At 27.9% G+C, this 15834-nt stretch carries 10 protein-coding genes and 1 tRNA gene; 4 read left to right on the top strand and 7 right to left on the bottom strand.

All coding sequences use genetic code 11. The features are described 5' to 3' along the window. Nucleotides 1-90 precede the first annotated feature (90 nt). Nucleotides 91-1344: a tryptophan synthase subunit beta gene (gene trpB / locus EPJ79_RS02370; protein ID WP_147738298.1), complete on the bottom strand. Its 1254-nt coding sequence runs from the start codon at nucleotides 1342-1344 to the stop codon at nucleotides 91-93. Nucleotides 1345-1508: 164 nt separating this feature from the next. Between trpB and EPJ79_RS02365 the strand changes: the two genes are divergently transcribed. Further along, nucleotides 1509-2288, top strand: a complete 780-nt coding sequence (locus EPJ79_RS02365) for an ankyrin repeat domain-containing protein (RefSeq protein WP_147738297.1) — start codon at nucleotides 1509-1511, stop codon at nucleotides 2286-2288. Nucleotides 2289-2748: 460 nt separating this feature from the next. Then, complete coding sequence (locus EPJ79_RS02360; protein ID WP_147738296.1) at nucleotides 2749-3522, top strand: hypothetical protein; 774 nt, start codon at nucleotides 2749-2751, stop codon at nucleotides 3520-3522. Nucleotides 3523-3680: 158 nt separating this feature from the next. On the opposite strand, the gene hisS is transcribed toward EPJ79_RS02360, so the two are convergent. The 5 genes from hisS to EPJ79_RS02335 all read right to left on the bottom strand — a co-directional run bounded on the left by hisS (nucleotide 3681) and on the right by EPJ79_RS02335 (nucleotide 9667). Next, nucleotides 3681-4928 carry a histidine--tRNA ligase gene (hisS, locus tag EPJ79_RS02355; RefSeq protein ID WP_147738295.1) on the bottom strand — a complete coding sequence of 416 codons (1248 nt, stop codon included), beginning with the start codon at nucleotides 4926-4928 and terminating at the stop codon, nucleotides 3681-3683. A 38-nt stretch (nucleotides 4929-4966) separates the two neighbouring features. Beyond that, the gene (locus EPJ79_RS02350) at nucleotides 4967-6151 is read right to left on the bottom strand and encodes a protein kinase (protein ID WP_147738294.1); all 1185 of its coding nucleotides are present in this window, start codon (nucleotides 6149-6151) and stop codon (nucleotides 4967-4969) included. Between the two features lie 124 nt (nucleotides 6152-6275). Then, nucleotides 6276-8093 carry a selenocysteine-specific translation elongation factor gene (gene selB / locus EPJ79_RS02345; protein WP_147738293.1) on the bottom strand — a complete coding sequence of 606 codons (1818 nt, stop codon included), beginning with the start codon at nucleotides 8091-8093 and terminating at the stop codon, nucleotides 6276-6278. Between the two features lie 49 nt (nucleotides 8094-8142). Further along, complete coding sequence (gene selA / locus EPJ79_RS02340) at nucleotides 8143-9498, bottom strand: L-seryl-tRNA(Sec) selenium transferase (RefSeq protein WP_147738292.1); 1356 nt, start codon at nucleotides 9496-9498, stop codon at nucleotides 8143-8145. 79 nt (nucleotides 9499-9577) lie between these two features. After that, nucleotides 9578-9667: transfer RNA gene (locus EPJ79_RS02335), tRNA-Sec, on the bottom strand. 159 nt (nucleotides 9668-9826) lie between these two features. On the opposite strand from EPJ79_RS02335, the gene EPJ79_RS02330 reads away from it, so the two are divergent. Next, entirely contained in the window at nucleotides 9827-12586 is a 2760-nt protein-coding gene (locus EPJ79_RS02330) for a methyl-accepting chemotaxis protein (RefSeq protein ID WP_147738291.1), read from the top strand. 34 nt (nucleotides 12587-12620) lie between these two features. Here EPJ79_RS02330 and EPJ79_RS02325 read toward each other — a convergent pair whose 3' ends face one another. Next, nucleotides 12621-14144 (bottom strand): YifB family Mg chelatase-like AAA ATPase, encoded by a 1524-nt coding sequence (locus EPJ79_RS02325; RefSeq protein ID WP_147528611.1) that lies wholly within the window; start codon nucleotides 14142-14144, stop codon nucleotides 12621-12623. Nucleotides 14145-14398: 254 nt separating this feature from the next. On the opposite strand from EPJ79_RS02325, the gene dnaA reads away from it, so the two are divergent. After that, the gene (gene dnaA / locus EPJ79_RS02320; protein ID WP_147738290.1) at nucleotides 14399-15784 is read left to right on the top strand and encodes a chromosomal replication initiator protein DnaA; all 1386 of its coding nucleotides are present in this window, start codon (nucleotides 14399-14401) and stop codon (nucleotides 15782-15784) included. Nucleotides 15785-15834 lie beyond the last annotated feature (50 nt).

Here is a 15834-nt window from a genome sequence, read left to right as displayed (position 1 = left end):
TTCAAAATAAACAATAGGCTTTATTTATAAATTTAAAATCATTAAATAAATTATTAATTAAACAAAGCCTATTATAATTGTATTAAAATATTAGAATTTATGAATATCTACATTTTTCTCCAATCTATCCAATTCGCTTTTCAAAAAGTTTTTCCATTCGTTTGGGCGGAATATTGGCGAGGTTATAAAAATATCTTTATCTCCTCTGCCCGACATATTAACTATAATAACATCGTCCTTATTATAATTTTTTGCATATTCTATAGCTTTTGCTCCCGCATGAGCGCTTTCTAACGCGAATATAATGCCTTCGTTTTTAGCGAACTCTTTAACGGCATTAACGGTTTCTTCATCTGTTGCATAAGTAAACTCTATTCTTCCGCTTTCTCCCAAATATGCAAGTTGAGGTCCAACTCCAGGATAATCCAAGCCCGCCGATATTGACATAGTTTCCGCTATCTCTTCATTTTCTTTTAATATAAATTTACTTCTATAACCTTGAGCTGTAAAATCTTTAGCGTAAGGATTTTTCATTCTAACCGCATTTTCTCCAAGATTCATACTTATTCCTCCGCCTTCAACTGCGATAAGTTTAGGATTCTGTTTTTCTATAAAAGGCTCAAAAAAACCTATCGCGTTAGAGCCTCCTCCAACGCATGCAATCAAAGCTTTAACATTTAAATTTTTTTCTTTAATTTGTTTTTCTAATTCTCTGCCAATTACCGATTGAAATGTTCTCACAATATCGGGATAAGGACTAGGTCCTACCGCGCTTCCAAGCAAATAATGAGTGTCGCTCAAATCTTTAATCCAATCTTGAAGCGCCATATCTACCGCATCTTTTAATCCTCTTCCGCCAATTTTTACAGGCACGACTTTAGCTCCGTATAATTCCATAGAAGCTACATTCGGTTGTTGTCTTTTAACATCGATTTCTCCCATATAAATAGAACATTCGAGTCCCAATTTTGCGCATGCCGAAGCCGTTGCAAGTCCATGTTGTCCCGCTCCCGTTTCGGCAATTACTTTTTTCTTGCCCATTTTTTTAGCGAGTAAAGCCTGTCCTATCGCGTTATTGATTTTATGAGCGCCCGTATGAGCCAAGCCTTCCAATTTGACATAAATTTTAGCTCCGCCAATTTTTTCGGATAGATTTTTTGCAAACATTAAAGGAGTCGGTCTACCTATAAAATCGTCTCTCAATTCGTTTAATTCGTTTAAAAAATCTTTATCGTTGATATAATGCGAAAATGCTTTTTCTAATTCGATTAAGATTTTTTCTAATTCTTCAGGAACAAATCTTCCGCCAAATTTCCCAAAGAATCCATTATTACTATTTGTCATTTTTAATCCTCCATAATTTTATTAAACAATACTATAAATAGTAATACATATTTGAAATTTTGTCAAGCCTAATTTTTAATTTTTTTCAACTAATTTAAAAATTAAAAGTATTTTATTTTTAAAAAATAATTTATAATATAGCAAATAATTTAATTGGAGTATTTATGAATAATTATACAAAAATAATAATATCTTTATCGATTTTAATTTTAATATTTTTAATTCTTAAATTAGAAGATTTATTAACTCCTAAAGAAAAACGATTTTTGAAAGCAGCAGAAGACGGAGATTTTAAAAAGATTAAATCAATTATTGATAAAGAAGTAAATATTAAAAGTTTGATTGAAACTAAAGATAAAGAAAATAACACGGCTTTAATTTTGGCTTCAAAATTCGGATATATCGAAGTAGTAAAAATTTTAATTGAAAACGGAGCAAATATCAACGCTAAAAATAACGATAATTCAACGGCTTTAATAGAAGCTTCAAGTTTTTATTATGAAACGGTTAAAATACTTGCGGACATTAACGCTATAGAAAATGGGAAAGATAATGTAGGAACTACCGCTTTAATGAACGCCTCGACTGAAGACGATTATATAAATTACGAAATATGCAAATTACTTATAGAAAATGGCGCTAATGTTAATGATAAAGATTTGCAAGGAGCTAACGCTTTAATATACGCTTCTACTTTTGGAAATTATGAAACGGTTAAACTTCTTATAGAAAACGGAGTTGAAATCAATACGCAAAACAAGGACGGCTACACGGCTTTAATGGAGGCGGCAATATCGGACGATGAGGAAATCGTCAAACTTCTTATAGAAAACGGAGCGGATATTAATATTAAAAATAACGATGGAAAAACCGCTTTAGATTTTGCCGAAGAAAATGATTATAAAAATATAATTGAATTATTAAAAAATTCTATAGATAAATAAAATTGATTTAAATTAAAGCTTAATATATGCGGATTATAGAATTTATTTAAATTTTAAACTTAATTATTCTTGTTCTAATTAATAGGATTTGGTTCATTTATAAATATTTGATTTTATTTATATTACTTTGACTTTGTTTTGAAATATAATAATTTGAAGATTAAATTTTAATAAACTTATAGAATTTATAATTTTATAAATCTCAATTAATTAAACATAAAAATCAAAAATATTTATAATTTTTTATATATAAGCATTAAAGTGGAAATTAAAATTTTAATAAATTTACGAATTTTATTTTTCTATAAACTTAAAAATATGTATAAAATGTATTATAATTAATTTAAAATAAATAATTTTTTCTAAATTTTTCTTATTTTTATAGTTTTGTCCCTTGTTTTTTTTTTTTGTATGTAATATCTTAAATAAATATTGAAATAAAATTAAAGAGGTATTTTTTATGAGATTTTTTATAATATTGTTTATAATGATATTTTCAAATAATTTATTTTCTGCAAATTTTGAATTCGCTTTTGGAGTTGGAGCTGGAGCTACTACAGAATTTAGTTATGCATTAGATAGAGAAGAAAGTATTATCTCTAGCGGTGATAGAGTAGATAGCGGTTTATCTGTGACGGCTTTTTTAGATATAGGGGCTAATTTTGAGCTTCCAAACAGCAGGGTTTTAAGTAGCGTAAGCGTCCTATTTGAAACGGGATATAATCATTATATGAGAATTAGAACATTATATAAAGAATATCCTGAAATGGCTAAACATAGATTTATTTACCATAGTTTAATATTGGGGATAATGCCTAAACTCAATTTTGATTACGGTATCTCTTTAGGGATAGGAGCGGGTATTTTACTTCCTCTATATAGCCAATCGGGTAAAGGAAAAAATGAGGCTAATTGGGGATTAGGAAGTTATCATAATGACGGTTTAGGAAGTTATTATGATGGCGGTTATAAAGAATTCAACTTTAAGAGAATATCTTACATGTATAAAGTCCCCGTAATGCCTTATGTAAAATTGAATTTGGAGAAAAATTTTTATATGTCTGAGCTTTGGGCTTTTAAGATTGGAGCAAATTTACTTTATAATTTCGGTATGGAATTTGATATGGATAAATTGGGAGAAGGAGGCGCTAAATATTACGCTTGGGACAAATATAAATTTTCTTCATTAGTTTTTGAGGTTTTCTTTGGTTTCGGTTTCGGACGCCCTAAATAAAGTATTGGTTTTAAACTATTAATGTTTTACCTCCTAATAAAATACCCCGTAAAAATGCGGGGTTATTTTTTATGTATTGTTATTGTGCGGATTTTTAAAATTCTCATAATGATGATATTATTATGTGAGATAAAAAATATAAAATTTCAATATATTCATTAAATAATATTTCTATAAATCTCATTTAATGGAATTTCTTTCTCTTCACCCGTATCCATATTTTTGAGTTTGCATGAATTTCGTTTTAATTCGTCTTCTCCCAATATTAAAGCGAATTTTGAATTTCTTTTATTTGCCGATTTGAATTGATTTTTTATAGATTTTCCTGAAAAATCGCAATCGCAACTTATATTTGAGGCTCTTAATTCTTGCATAACTTTCAAAACTTCTTTTTCGGTTTCTTTGAAGGCAATTACAAAAATATCAAGTCTGTCTTTAACTATATTTTGATTATTTTCAAGAACTATTAAAAGTCTTTCAAGTCCCATAGCGCTTCCAAGCGCGGGAATATTTTTTCCCGAATTAAACAATCCTATAAGATTATCGTATCTTCCGCCTCCAAGTATAGCGCTTTGAGAACCTAAAGCGTTTGTTTGAACTTCAAATACGGTTTTTGTATAATAGTCTAATCCTCTAACGAGCATAGGCTCTATTATAAATTTCTGATTTATTTTATTAAGCTCTTCGCATAATTTATCAAAATGTTCTTTACATTCTTCGCATACATAATCATAAAATTTTGGAATATCTTTCATTATTTCTTTGCATTTTTCGTTTTTGCAATCTAATATTCTTAAAATATTCGTTTCGTATCTTCTCTTACAAGTTTCGCAAAGTTCTTCTTTTCTGTTTCCAATCGCTTCTTTTAAAGCTTTATTATAATTTGGTTTGCATTTAGGACAACCAACTGTATTTATAATAAGATTTGCATTTTCTATTCCAAATTCTTTTAAGATATTAATATTTAAAGCTATAACTTCGGCGTCTATCAATGGCGAAGAAGTTCCTATGCATTCCATACCAAATTGATTAAACTCTCTATATCTTCCTTTTTGAGGTCTTTCCGCTCTATACATTGTGCCGATATAAAAAAGTTTATTTATAGAAAATTCATTTTGCATAGAGTTTTCAATATAAGCTCTAACTACCGATGCCGTGCCTTCAGGTCTTAAAGTTAGCGAGCGTCCGCCTCTGTCTTCAAAAGTAAACATTTCTTTTCCGACTATATCCGTATCTTCTCCTATTCCTCTTGTAAATAAATCTGTAGATTCAAATATTGGCGTTCTTATTCTTTCATATCCGTAAAGTTTAACTATATCTTTTATTTTTTTTTCTATAAATTCCAATTTAGAAGCGGATTCGTAAAAAAAATCGTTAGTGCCTCTAGGTTTCTTTATATTAAGCATTTGAATATTCCTGTTATAAGTTAATTGAAATAATAATTTTATTTTATATTTTCATCTTGAACGACTATAGAAAGTAAATTATAAGCTCCTTTTGAAACATTTACTCTATTAGTATATTTTTTTCCTAAAAACGATACTAAAACATCATAATCGCCTTGATTTAATTGAATAATAAAGTTAGTCGAAGTTTTAGTATTAAAAGTTCTTCCCGCTATATCTATTCTTACATTATTATTAGCGACTTTATCAACCGATATATTTAAAGATTCAGAACCTGAAGCTATAACGGTATTGATAAAATTCGTATCTCTTGCAGGTTTATTTGTTTCTACTATATTAATATTTGGATTATTAAAAATCTCGTTTGTCTTTATAGGTTTTGTATCAAATCTTTTTTTGCTATCGGAATATTCCGATAATATACTATCTATATTAAAATTTGAACTTACAGATTCTTTAGGAGGATATTCTTCAAAAATTAAATATTGATAAGTAGAACCTAAAGTAGATTTATCGTCTTCTGGAATTATTGGAATCATACTTTTTATAGTCGCAAATAAATCGGCATTTTCAGGTATTCTTCCGCGTTTATTTTTATTCATATTTGCATTATCTAATCTTCTTAACATTTCAGATATACTTTTATATTCGCCCTTAAAATAATCGTATATTACCGGTCCATCGTATATGCTATTTTTATTTAATTTTATTAATTTTTCATAATAAAAATTATAAGTATCTTTATTTATATATCCAAGATATAAACACCAATATATTGCAGTAGGGTAGTTTGGGTCAAATTGTTCGCAATTATCCGCATAATATTTAAATATTCTAGAAGCTAATTCTTTATCTCCTTCTGAAATAGTTAGTATTCCCGCAAGATATAATAGCGCTCTATCGGTATATAAATATTTTATATCGTAAGGAATATCTAAAGCTAACTTAAAATCTCCCGCCGCTTTGTCTAAATTTTCAACGGGACCGTTATATTTAACATAAGAATCGTATCTACTAATTCCTCTATAAAATGCAAATATAAGTTCGCTTACTCCATAAGTTGGAGAATATGCATTTTCTTCAAACCATTCAATCGCTTTCAACGGCACTTTGCTTTGAAGATTTTCCATATATTCGGGGAAAGTATATCTATATTGAGACGCTAAAGGTAAAGATAAAAAGACTAAAGCTAAAATTAATACAACAAATACAATTTTTTTCATCAATTCTGTCCTAATTTATTATATTTTTATTCTATACCGTTATCGGCATTATATAAAAAATTTAAAGTAATTTAATTAACATATCATACAATATAATTTATATTTTTCAAGATAATTAAAAAACTTATATTACTATTCTGTCGTTCCCGTTTCTTTTTAATAATTTTTCTCTCTCTAAAGCATTTAACAAAGGAATAACATATTTTCTTGAAAGTTTTGTTTTTTCTTTTACAAAAGCTATCGTTATAATATCTTTAGGTTTAGCGTCTTTCAATATAAGATTTTTAGCCTTATTATAGCTTTCTATATGATAATATATTCCATCTTCGAGATAAATTGCAAGTTTTAAAGCGGATAAAACTTTAATATCTTTAATTCCATTTGTAAAAGATTTTATTATTCTTTCTTCAAGTCCGTTTAAATCTTCTTTTTTTAATTTTTCGAGCAAAATTTTTTGAGAATTATTAAGTTCAATATTTTGATTATATTTTTTATATATATTATTAAAAGGCATTATCATTTTAATTTGAATCAAATAATCAATAAAAGCTTTTGTAAATGCGTTGTCAATATTAAAACTATTTCTTATATCTTCAAATGAAATTCCGTCTTTTTTAGAATCTATTAATTTTTTAGATTTTTCTAAAATAGAGTTTAAATAATCTTTTTTAACGAAATAATTTGAGATTTTTACCGCATAATCGGGCAAATTTCCGATGGCAAAAGAATAACCGTTAACCGACATAACCAAATCGGTATATGCCATCCTTTTAACATTTCCCAAAAAATTTGCAGCGTTATCCATTATATTTTTTCTAACTGACGGAGTAGTTTTTGTTCCCCAAAATACATTTCCCGTCCCTATTATAGCGCTTCCGCCATGACTTATTAATATTCCTCTTTCCTTCCAAAAAACTGATAAAGGTTTGTCAAATTTTAATCTTATAAATCTTTTATCTATTTCTCTTTCTTCAACATTATTTTTTATATTATTATTGTCTTCTTTATAAACGGGCTTTTTGTATAACGGAATAATTTGAGCGACTAAACATTCCGTGCCTATCGCAAATTCGGCGTTTTTTATTTTTCTTAAATATTCTATATCGCTGTCTCCTACCAATTCTAATATTATTTCGTCCGTTAAAAATATAGTTTCTTCTTTATCGCATAATAAATGTCCTCTTCTAATTTCTTCTTTTTTGATATTTTTCAAATTAATCGCTATACGAGAAGTCGCATATACTATTTCTCTGTCTTCATGATAAGATTGTATATTTCTTATATAAACTTCTCTTTTGCTTGGATAATGTATTAAAGAATCGTCTTTTTTTAAGCTTCCGCCTTTAATACTTCCCGTTATTGTAAGTCCCGCTCCTTTTACAGAAAATACTCTATCTACATAAATATGAGTTTTTATATCTTCTTCAAATTTATCTTTAATCAATATATCTGTTATTCTTTCTTTCAAAAAATCTATATTGTCTCCTATAACGGCGGACACTTTTATAATTTCTATATCTTTTTTGAATATTCTTATTAAATTTTTCTTTATATTCTCTTCGCTTTCTTTTAATTTGTTTTCGTCTACCAAATCTATTTTATTTATTACGCAAATTATATTTCTTATTCCAAGAGATAAAGCGACTTTTGAATGTTCTTCAGTCATATTCATCCAACCTTCATTTGCGCAAACTACAAGCATAACTAAATCCAAACTCCACATTCCTGCAACCATATTTCTTATAAATCTTTCATGTCCTGGAACATCTATAACTCCTATCGTAATATCTTCTTTAGGTTTAAAAAATCCAAATCCTAAATCTATTGTCATTTCTCTTTTTTTCTCTTCGGGAAGTCTCATCATTTTAATGCCCGTTAACGCTTTAATTAATTCCGATTTCCCATGGTCTACATGCCCCGCCGTGCCTATAATTTTATTCACTTTAAAATATTCCCCCTTTGTTTTTAATATTTATTTTTTATTATAAAGATTATAATAAGTTACTCTGGACTATTTTATTTAATGACTCTTTAATATAATCTATATCTTTATCGTCTATAGTTATAACATATAAAAGTATAGAATCTTTTTTTACTTTAGGAATAATTGGAATTTCTAAATTATGCATAAATTTAACCGATTCTTTTATATTTTTAGGCTTAAAACTTATTGCGTAAGACGGAAAAAATATATCAGCCATAGCGCCGCCGCCCGTTTCAATATTTTCTTCAATAACATTAAAGACTTTTATATTTTCTATAATTTTTAAAGCTTTTTCTTTAATAATTTCGGGCTTTATTGAAAGAAGCCTTTCGCAATATCCTTTAAATTGTTCCGTTGAATTTAATCTTTTTATAGCGTATTTTTCTAAAATTGACAAAACCGTTTTACCGCATCTGAAAGCTCTCATTAAAGGATGCTTATATATTTTAGAAATAAATTCTTTTTTGCCTACTATTATTCCCGCTTGAACGCTTGAAAACATTTTATCTCCCGAAAAACATACTAAATCCGCTCCGCTTTTTAACGCCGATTTTATATGCTCTTCTTCCGACAAACTCTCGTCAAATATTCCCGCTCCTTCGTCATAAACAAGAGGAATATTTTTGGGAATAGCGTCTCTTATATTTTTTAAAGATGGATATTTTACGAATCCTCTTATTCTAAAATTAGAAGCATGCACTTTTAATATCATAGCCGTATTTTCCGTAATCGCTTCCTCATAATCTTTAATAGTTACTATATTTGTAGTGCCAATTTCGACTAAATTTGCTCCAGCTTCTTTTAATATTTCAGGTATTCTAAAACCTCCGCCAATTTGAACTTGTTCGCCTCTTGAAACTATAACATCTTTGCCCGATGCGAATGTCTTTAATATTAAAAATACTGCAGCGGCATTATTATTAACGACTAAAGCATCTTCCGCTCCCGTTAATTTTGCTAAAAGAGAATATAAAAATTCTCCTCTTAATCCTCTGCCTTCGTTATTAATATTATATTCAAGATTATTGCTATAAATATTTAAATTTTTTACTTCGTCCCATATTTCAGAATCGATTGGCGAGCGTCCCAAATTAGTATGCATTATAGTGCCTGTCGCGTTTATTACTCTTTTAATTGGCAAATTCGATTTTGATTTTATTTTTTTTTCGCATAATTTTATTATATCTTCTTTAGATAAAGATAAATTTGAATCGGAATTTTTTTTAAAATCATATCTTAATTTATCCAAAGTTTCGCGAATTATATCCGCTATTATCGGACGAGAAAGAATTTTATAATACGGCTTTATTGATTCATGTTCCAATACCGCATTTACTTGTATTAAATTAAATTTGTTATCCATTAGCTCTCACTTAAATTATAATAAGATAAGAGACTATTAATTATTGCAAAATGCAATAATTTATATAATCGCTTATTTATCGGAAGAGGCAGGAGTTGAACCTGCCAATGTTTCTATAACATCCAACGCTTTTGAAGAGCGCGAAGCCCACCGGGACTTATCTACCTCCAAGCGATTTAATTATAACATTTAAATATTTTATGTCAAACTTATATATTTTTTTATTATTTATAAATAATACTCTTTACAGTTATTATATTTAGATATATTATATTTTTAAAAAATATATTGATAATTCCGATATTTAATTAGCAGGAGTATATCTTAAATGGGTATAAGATTTCGTATTATTTTAATAATAATAATTGTCATGAGTATGATATCTTTAAGCGTCTACTTTTTAGGCGATAATGTAAACACAAGAATTTTTAGAAATATTATTAATGAAAATATTAATAATAAATTTACGGTTATAGCGAACGAATTTGAAAATAATATAATAACGGCGCGTGAAGAGGTAGAAAAATTATCTTTTAGTTTGTCGGCTATGTATAATAATTTAAATAATAGAAGCAGAGAATATTTATATTCGTATTTGCCTAATTTTTTATCGAGTTCCGTAAATAATTTAAATTATGAAAGAGAGATAAGTATATTATTCTTTCAACCTTTGGCGGGAACTTATCGATATTCGCCTGCAGATAATGAATTTGTAATAACAGAAAGAAACGATATATTAAATATTCGTAATTTTAAAAGCTCAAGAATATATATGAATTATGATTCTGAAAATAATTTAGTTTTTAATATAGATAGAGCTATAAATAATGTAAACAATAACGCGGTTATAGGAATCGTAGGAATATCCATTCCTTTAAGTTATAATTCTGAAAATATAAAAAATATTTTTGCAATAAAAGAATCCGACATACTTATAATAAATAAAAACGATTTGAGTATTATTAATTCAAAAGAAGACGCTTTAAATAATTTGAAAATAGACGCTTTATATCCCGATGATTATGAGCTCTTAAATTCAAATACTGAAAATAATAATATTTTAAATAGCGATATTATAGTAAATAATTTGAAATTCACTGCTTATGTAAAAACAATATCCAAAGATTTAAATATGGTAATGTTTATTCCCGAAACTTATTATAATTCTGAAATGAAAGAAATGAATAAATCCACAGTTTATATGGTTATTGTAGCTTTTTTTGTCGCTATGATGATAATCGTATTTTTAATAAAACTTGTATTTAATTCTGTAACGAGAGTAACCGACACTATAGGAAATTCGATAGACGATAACGATTTGAGATTAGCAATTCCAGAAGTTTCGGGAAGCGATGAAATTGCCGAAATGGCTAAATGGATTGAAGTTATTAATAACGGATTTCAACATACTTTATCAAATATAAAGAAAAATGTAGCTATATTTAAAAGACAAACCAGCGCTTTTCCAGAAAAAATAAGCGAAAATGTTAATACTATTTATAGCGTTAACGAATCTGTAGAAAATATAAGAAAAAATTTAAACGAAGAATCGAATCAAATAGATATTGCAGAAAATAATAATAAAAATATACAGGAATATATAGAAAGCAATACGAGTAATATAAACGCGATAAATATAAACGCTAAAAATTTGCAAGATAAAATATTAGAAGAAAGCGCGAGCATTGAAAAAACCGTATCCTCTATAGAAGATATGATTAAAAATATAGAAAATATAGATTCTATTATTGAAAGCGCCGAAAATAAAACTAGAAATCTTTTATCCGCTTCGTCTAAAAGTAAAGAAAAAATTAAATCGGCTACAAAATCTACTGAAGATTTAATAAACTCTTTAGTTGCAATTTCAAATTTCGTAAGTTCGATTAGAAATATTGCAAGACAAACAAATTTACTTGCAATGAATGCGGCAATAGAAGCGGCTCATGCGGGAAAATACAGCACGGGATTTGCAGTCGTTGCCGAAGAAATTCGTATTTTGTCGGAAACTTCAGACGAACAAGCCGATAATGCGGATAGAATTTTGCAAGAAATTAAAGATAGAATTTCAACCACAAGCTATGATTTATCGGATTCTGCAGAACAATTTTCCGCTCTTATAAAAGATGTTTCTGAAATTACGGATTTAATGGATAGCGTTCATAATTCTTCTTCAGGACAATCGAAAATAACAAATGAAATTTTACATTCTATTACAATGATGTCAAAATTAAGCGAAAATATTAAATCTCAATATATTAATATTACCGAAAGATTGGGCGAGATAAAAAATAATATAGAATCTTTAAGTTCTTTATCTTTAAATAATTCAAAAGCTTTATCGAGCATAAGAAATGTTTCGGGAAATATAAACGAGAATATTGAAAAAATATCGGTTAATTCGGGAAATCTTTATGCTTCTGTAAATAATATGAATAAACTTGTATATGAAAATAGTTCTTTATTAACGGACATTGAAGGCGAAATTTCAAAATATAAAATTAAAGATATAAGAGTTCAATCGAATATTACGCAAAGAGTAAGAGGAATGAATTTAATACTCTTAAAAGAATTTGTTAAAAATAAATTTGGAGAGGACGGATATCAAAAATGGATAACGGCAATGCAACCTTCTTCTTCGTTAATATTTAAAAACGATATTTTAAGCAACGATTGGTATCCTTATATGACGGCTTTTCATAATCCTTATAGATTGGTATGCGATTTATTTTATGACGGTTCTAATACGGGAATAAAAGAAATTGCAGAATATAGTTATAATAGAATTCTTCCAAAATGGACTAAAATATTTTCGATTTTTATTCCTAAATTTTTTATATTAAGCTACGGCACGGAATTTATATTTAAAAATTTATTCGACCCTGTGAGTATAGAAATAATCAAAAGTAGAAAAGGAATTTTAATCGCTCATATAAAAGACTTTAACGAGGATTCCGATGTTTTGGAATTATCGATATTATATTGGGCTTCTTCTTTATTAGAATCTATTAATAATGTAAAATCTTCGATAGAAATAACAAAATCTATGAAAGAAGGAAACGCTTACACGGAATTATTATTAAAATGGTAAATTGATTTTTAATTTAAATTTAAAATCTAATTTATCAATTTAAATTAAATCTATATTGCAAAGCTTCCGTTATATGTTCTATTCCAATTATATCTTTATCTTCCAAATCGGCAATCGTTCTTGAAACTTTTAAAATTTTATCGTAACTTCTTGCGCTCATAGAAAATTTTTCAATAGCCAAATTAAGCAGATTTTTCGCCTTATCGTCCATTATGCAAAATTTTTGAGTTTCTTTTATTCCCATTAAAGCGTTTGAAAATATTTTAAGTCCGTTTTCTTTGAATCGTTTTTCTTGTTTTTTTCTTGCATCAATTACGACATTTCGCATAGAAGCCGAACTTTCGCCATCGCATTTTCCAATCATTTTATTATAATCAACCGCTCTAACTTCGATTGAAATATCTATTCTATCTAAAATCGGTCCCGATAATTTTGCTATATATCTTTTTCTTGTCATTTCAGAACATCGGCAAATATGTTTTTCGTCTCCGTAATATCCGCAAGGACAAGGATTCATTGCGGCGATTAAAGTAAAATTAGCGGGAAAACTTATGCTTCCGTTAGCTCTGCTTATAGTTATTACTCTCTCTTCCATAGGCTCTCTTAAAGTTTGCAAAGCGGAACTTTGAAATTCTACAAATTCGTCTAAAAATAAAACTCCGTTATGAGCTAAAGTTATCTCGCCCGCTTTTATATTTCTTCCTCCTCCGACAAGACTTACATAAGAAGAAGTATGATGAGGAATTCTAAAAGGACGCTTTTTTACTATAGGCATATTTTTTGACAAAAGTCCGTAAGAAGAATAAATTTTTGTCACTTCTAAAGCCTCTTCAAAAGTTAATGGCGGAAGAATAGTTGGAATTCTTTTAGCGATTAATGTTTTACCGCAACCTGGCGAGCCAATCATAATAAAGTTATGTCCGCCCGCAGCCGCTATCATTGCCGCTCTTTTTGCATATTCTTGTCCTTTAACATCGGAAAAATCTATATTCTCTTCTTCGTCTTCTTTAAAATTAAATTTTCCTTTTGAAATTATAGGGCTTTTCTTTCCTTCGATAGAATCAATCGCTTCTTTTAAGTTTTTTACTGGATATAAATTTAATCCTTCGACTATATCGGCTTCTTCTAAATTTTTTAACGGAATTATCGCGCTTTTTATGCCGTTTTCTTTTGCATTTAATAGCATTGAAAAAATTCCTTTAATTTCTCTAACGCTTCCGTCTAAAGCAAGTTCTCCAAGTATAATAGTTTTTTCCATAGAATCGTCAAAAAATATTTGAGCGCTTGAAGATAATATTCCTAAAGCAAATGCCAAATCGTATAAACTGCCCGCTTTTTTTATATCGGCGGGTGCAAGATTTATTGTAATTCTCTTCGGCGGAAAAAATCTACCGCTATTATTTATAGCCGCAATTACTCTCTCTTTAGCTTCATTAACCGCTTGGTCGGGAAGTCCAACGACATCAAATTTAGGCAAACCTTCCGAAATGTTAACTTCTATTATTATTGGTATTCCGTCAATTCCGTAAAGAGATTCAGAATATATTTTTGTATGCATATTAACTCCAAATAATCTTTTTTATTATAATATGCATTAATTAAACAAATTTTTTGTAAAAATAAGCCTAAAATACTTATATTTTTAATAATTTAATCAATTAATTTTGATTATTACATAATTTATAATTAAATAGCTATATTTTTATACATTATATTATACAATATTATTGATATTTTAGACTTTTTAGTATATAATCTATAATATCTTAATTAAAATTATTTATAAGCCTTAAATATCGGATTTTTAATAAAATGGAAAGACTTAAAACTTGTTATAATGAATTTTTAGAAATTCTCGGAAGAAACGAAGAATACAAAGCCGTAGCGTTGCTTAAAGGTTCGGCATTTACGATAGACACAAATAATAAACCGACTATAGTATGCTCGGGAGATTTTGCAGCCTCTCATATTAAAATAAATTTTCTTAAAAGAATTGAGGATTTTTTTAAAGATAAATGCGGAGATAATATAGATATAAATGTTATAGTCGATGCAAAATTTGTTAAAGAAAATAACATTGAAGAAGAAATTATTATTGATGAAAAAATTACAAATGAAAATATTATTAAATCTAATAATATAAACATAGAAAAAAATATTGAAAAATCTAATTTAAATAAAAAATTTCGTTTTGATAATTTTATTCAAGGCAATAATAATAAATATGTTTTTGAAGCTGCCAAATTAGTATCTTCAAAACCTGGAATAGAATATAATCCGCTTTATATTTATGGAAGCGTTGGAATTGGTAAAACTCATATACTTCAAGCGATAGGAAATAATTATTTGGAAATAAAACCTAACGCTAAAGTTTGTTATATTGACGGAAGCGGTTTTAGAGACGAATATATTCATGGACTTCAAATTAAAAAGCCCGATATTTTCAAAAGAAAATATAAATCTCTTGATATGTTTTTGCTTGACGATTTACAACTTCTTGAAAGCGCTCAAGAAACTTCAAAAGAGCTTTTTGAAATTTTTCAGGTTTTAGATAATGCGGGAAAACAGATGGTTTTTGTAAGCGATAAACCGCCGAAAGAATTGAGAAATATTGAAGCGAGACTTAAAAATAGATTTGAAAAAAGTTTAATATTGTCGATAGAGCCTCCGCAATATGAAACGAGACTTGCAATTATAGAGAGAAAAATTAATGATTTAAATACTTCCATTGACGAAGAGATTATGAAATATATGGCGGAAAATATTACAACCGATGTTAGAAAAATCGAAGGCGCTATAAGAAGCTATTTATCGGTTAGAGATATAATGAAAATAACTCCAAATATTGAACAATGCGAAGAGATGAATATTTTTAAAGATTATTTTACAAGCAAACCAAAATTGCAAAACGCCACTATTAGAGAAATAAAAAAGCGAGTTTCAGATTATTACGAAATAGAAATTTCTTTACTTGACAGCAAGGACAGAACAAAATTTATATCGAAAGCGAGACATATTGCAATGTATTTGGCATGCGAATATTCTAAAAAATCGGTTACAGAAATTGGATTAGATTTTAATAGAGACCATGCTTCCGTAATTCATGCAAGAGATAAAGTTAAAGAAGAATTAAAGGCAAATACTCATTTATCGGTAGAGATTGACCAAATAATATCAAGTTTTAATATTAGTAGATAAATATAATATTAAATTATAAATTGAATTTTGAATTGATTAAATTTTATAGA

Origin of the sequence: Brachyspira aalborgi (genome assembly GCF_008016455.1) — a bacterium.
Lineage (GTDB): Bacteria > Spirochaetota > Brachyspiria > Brachyspirales > Brachyspiraceae > Brachyspira > Brachyspira aalborgi.
This window is presented reverse-complemented; position numbering and strand designations above follow the sequence as displayed.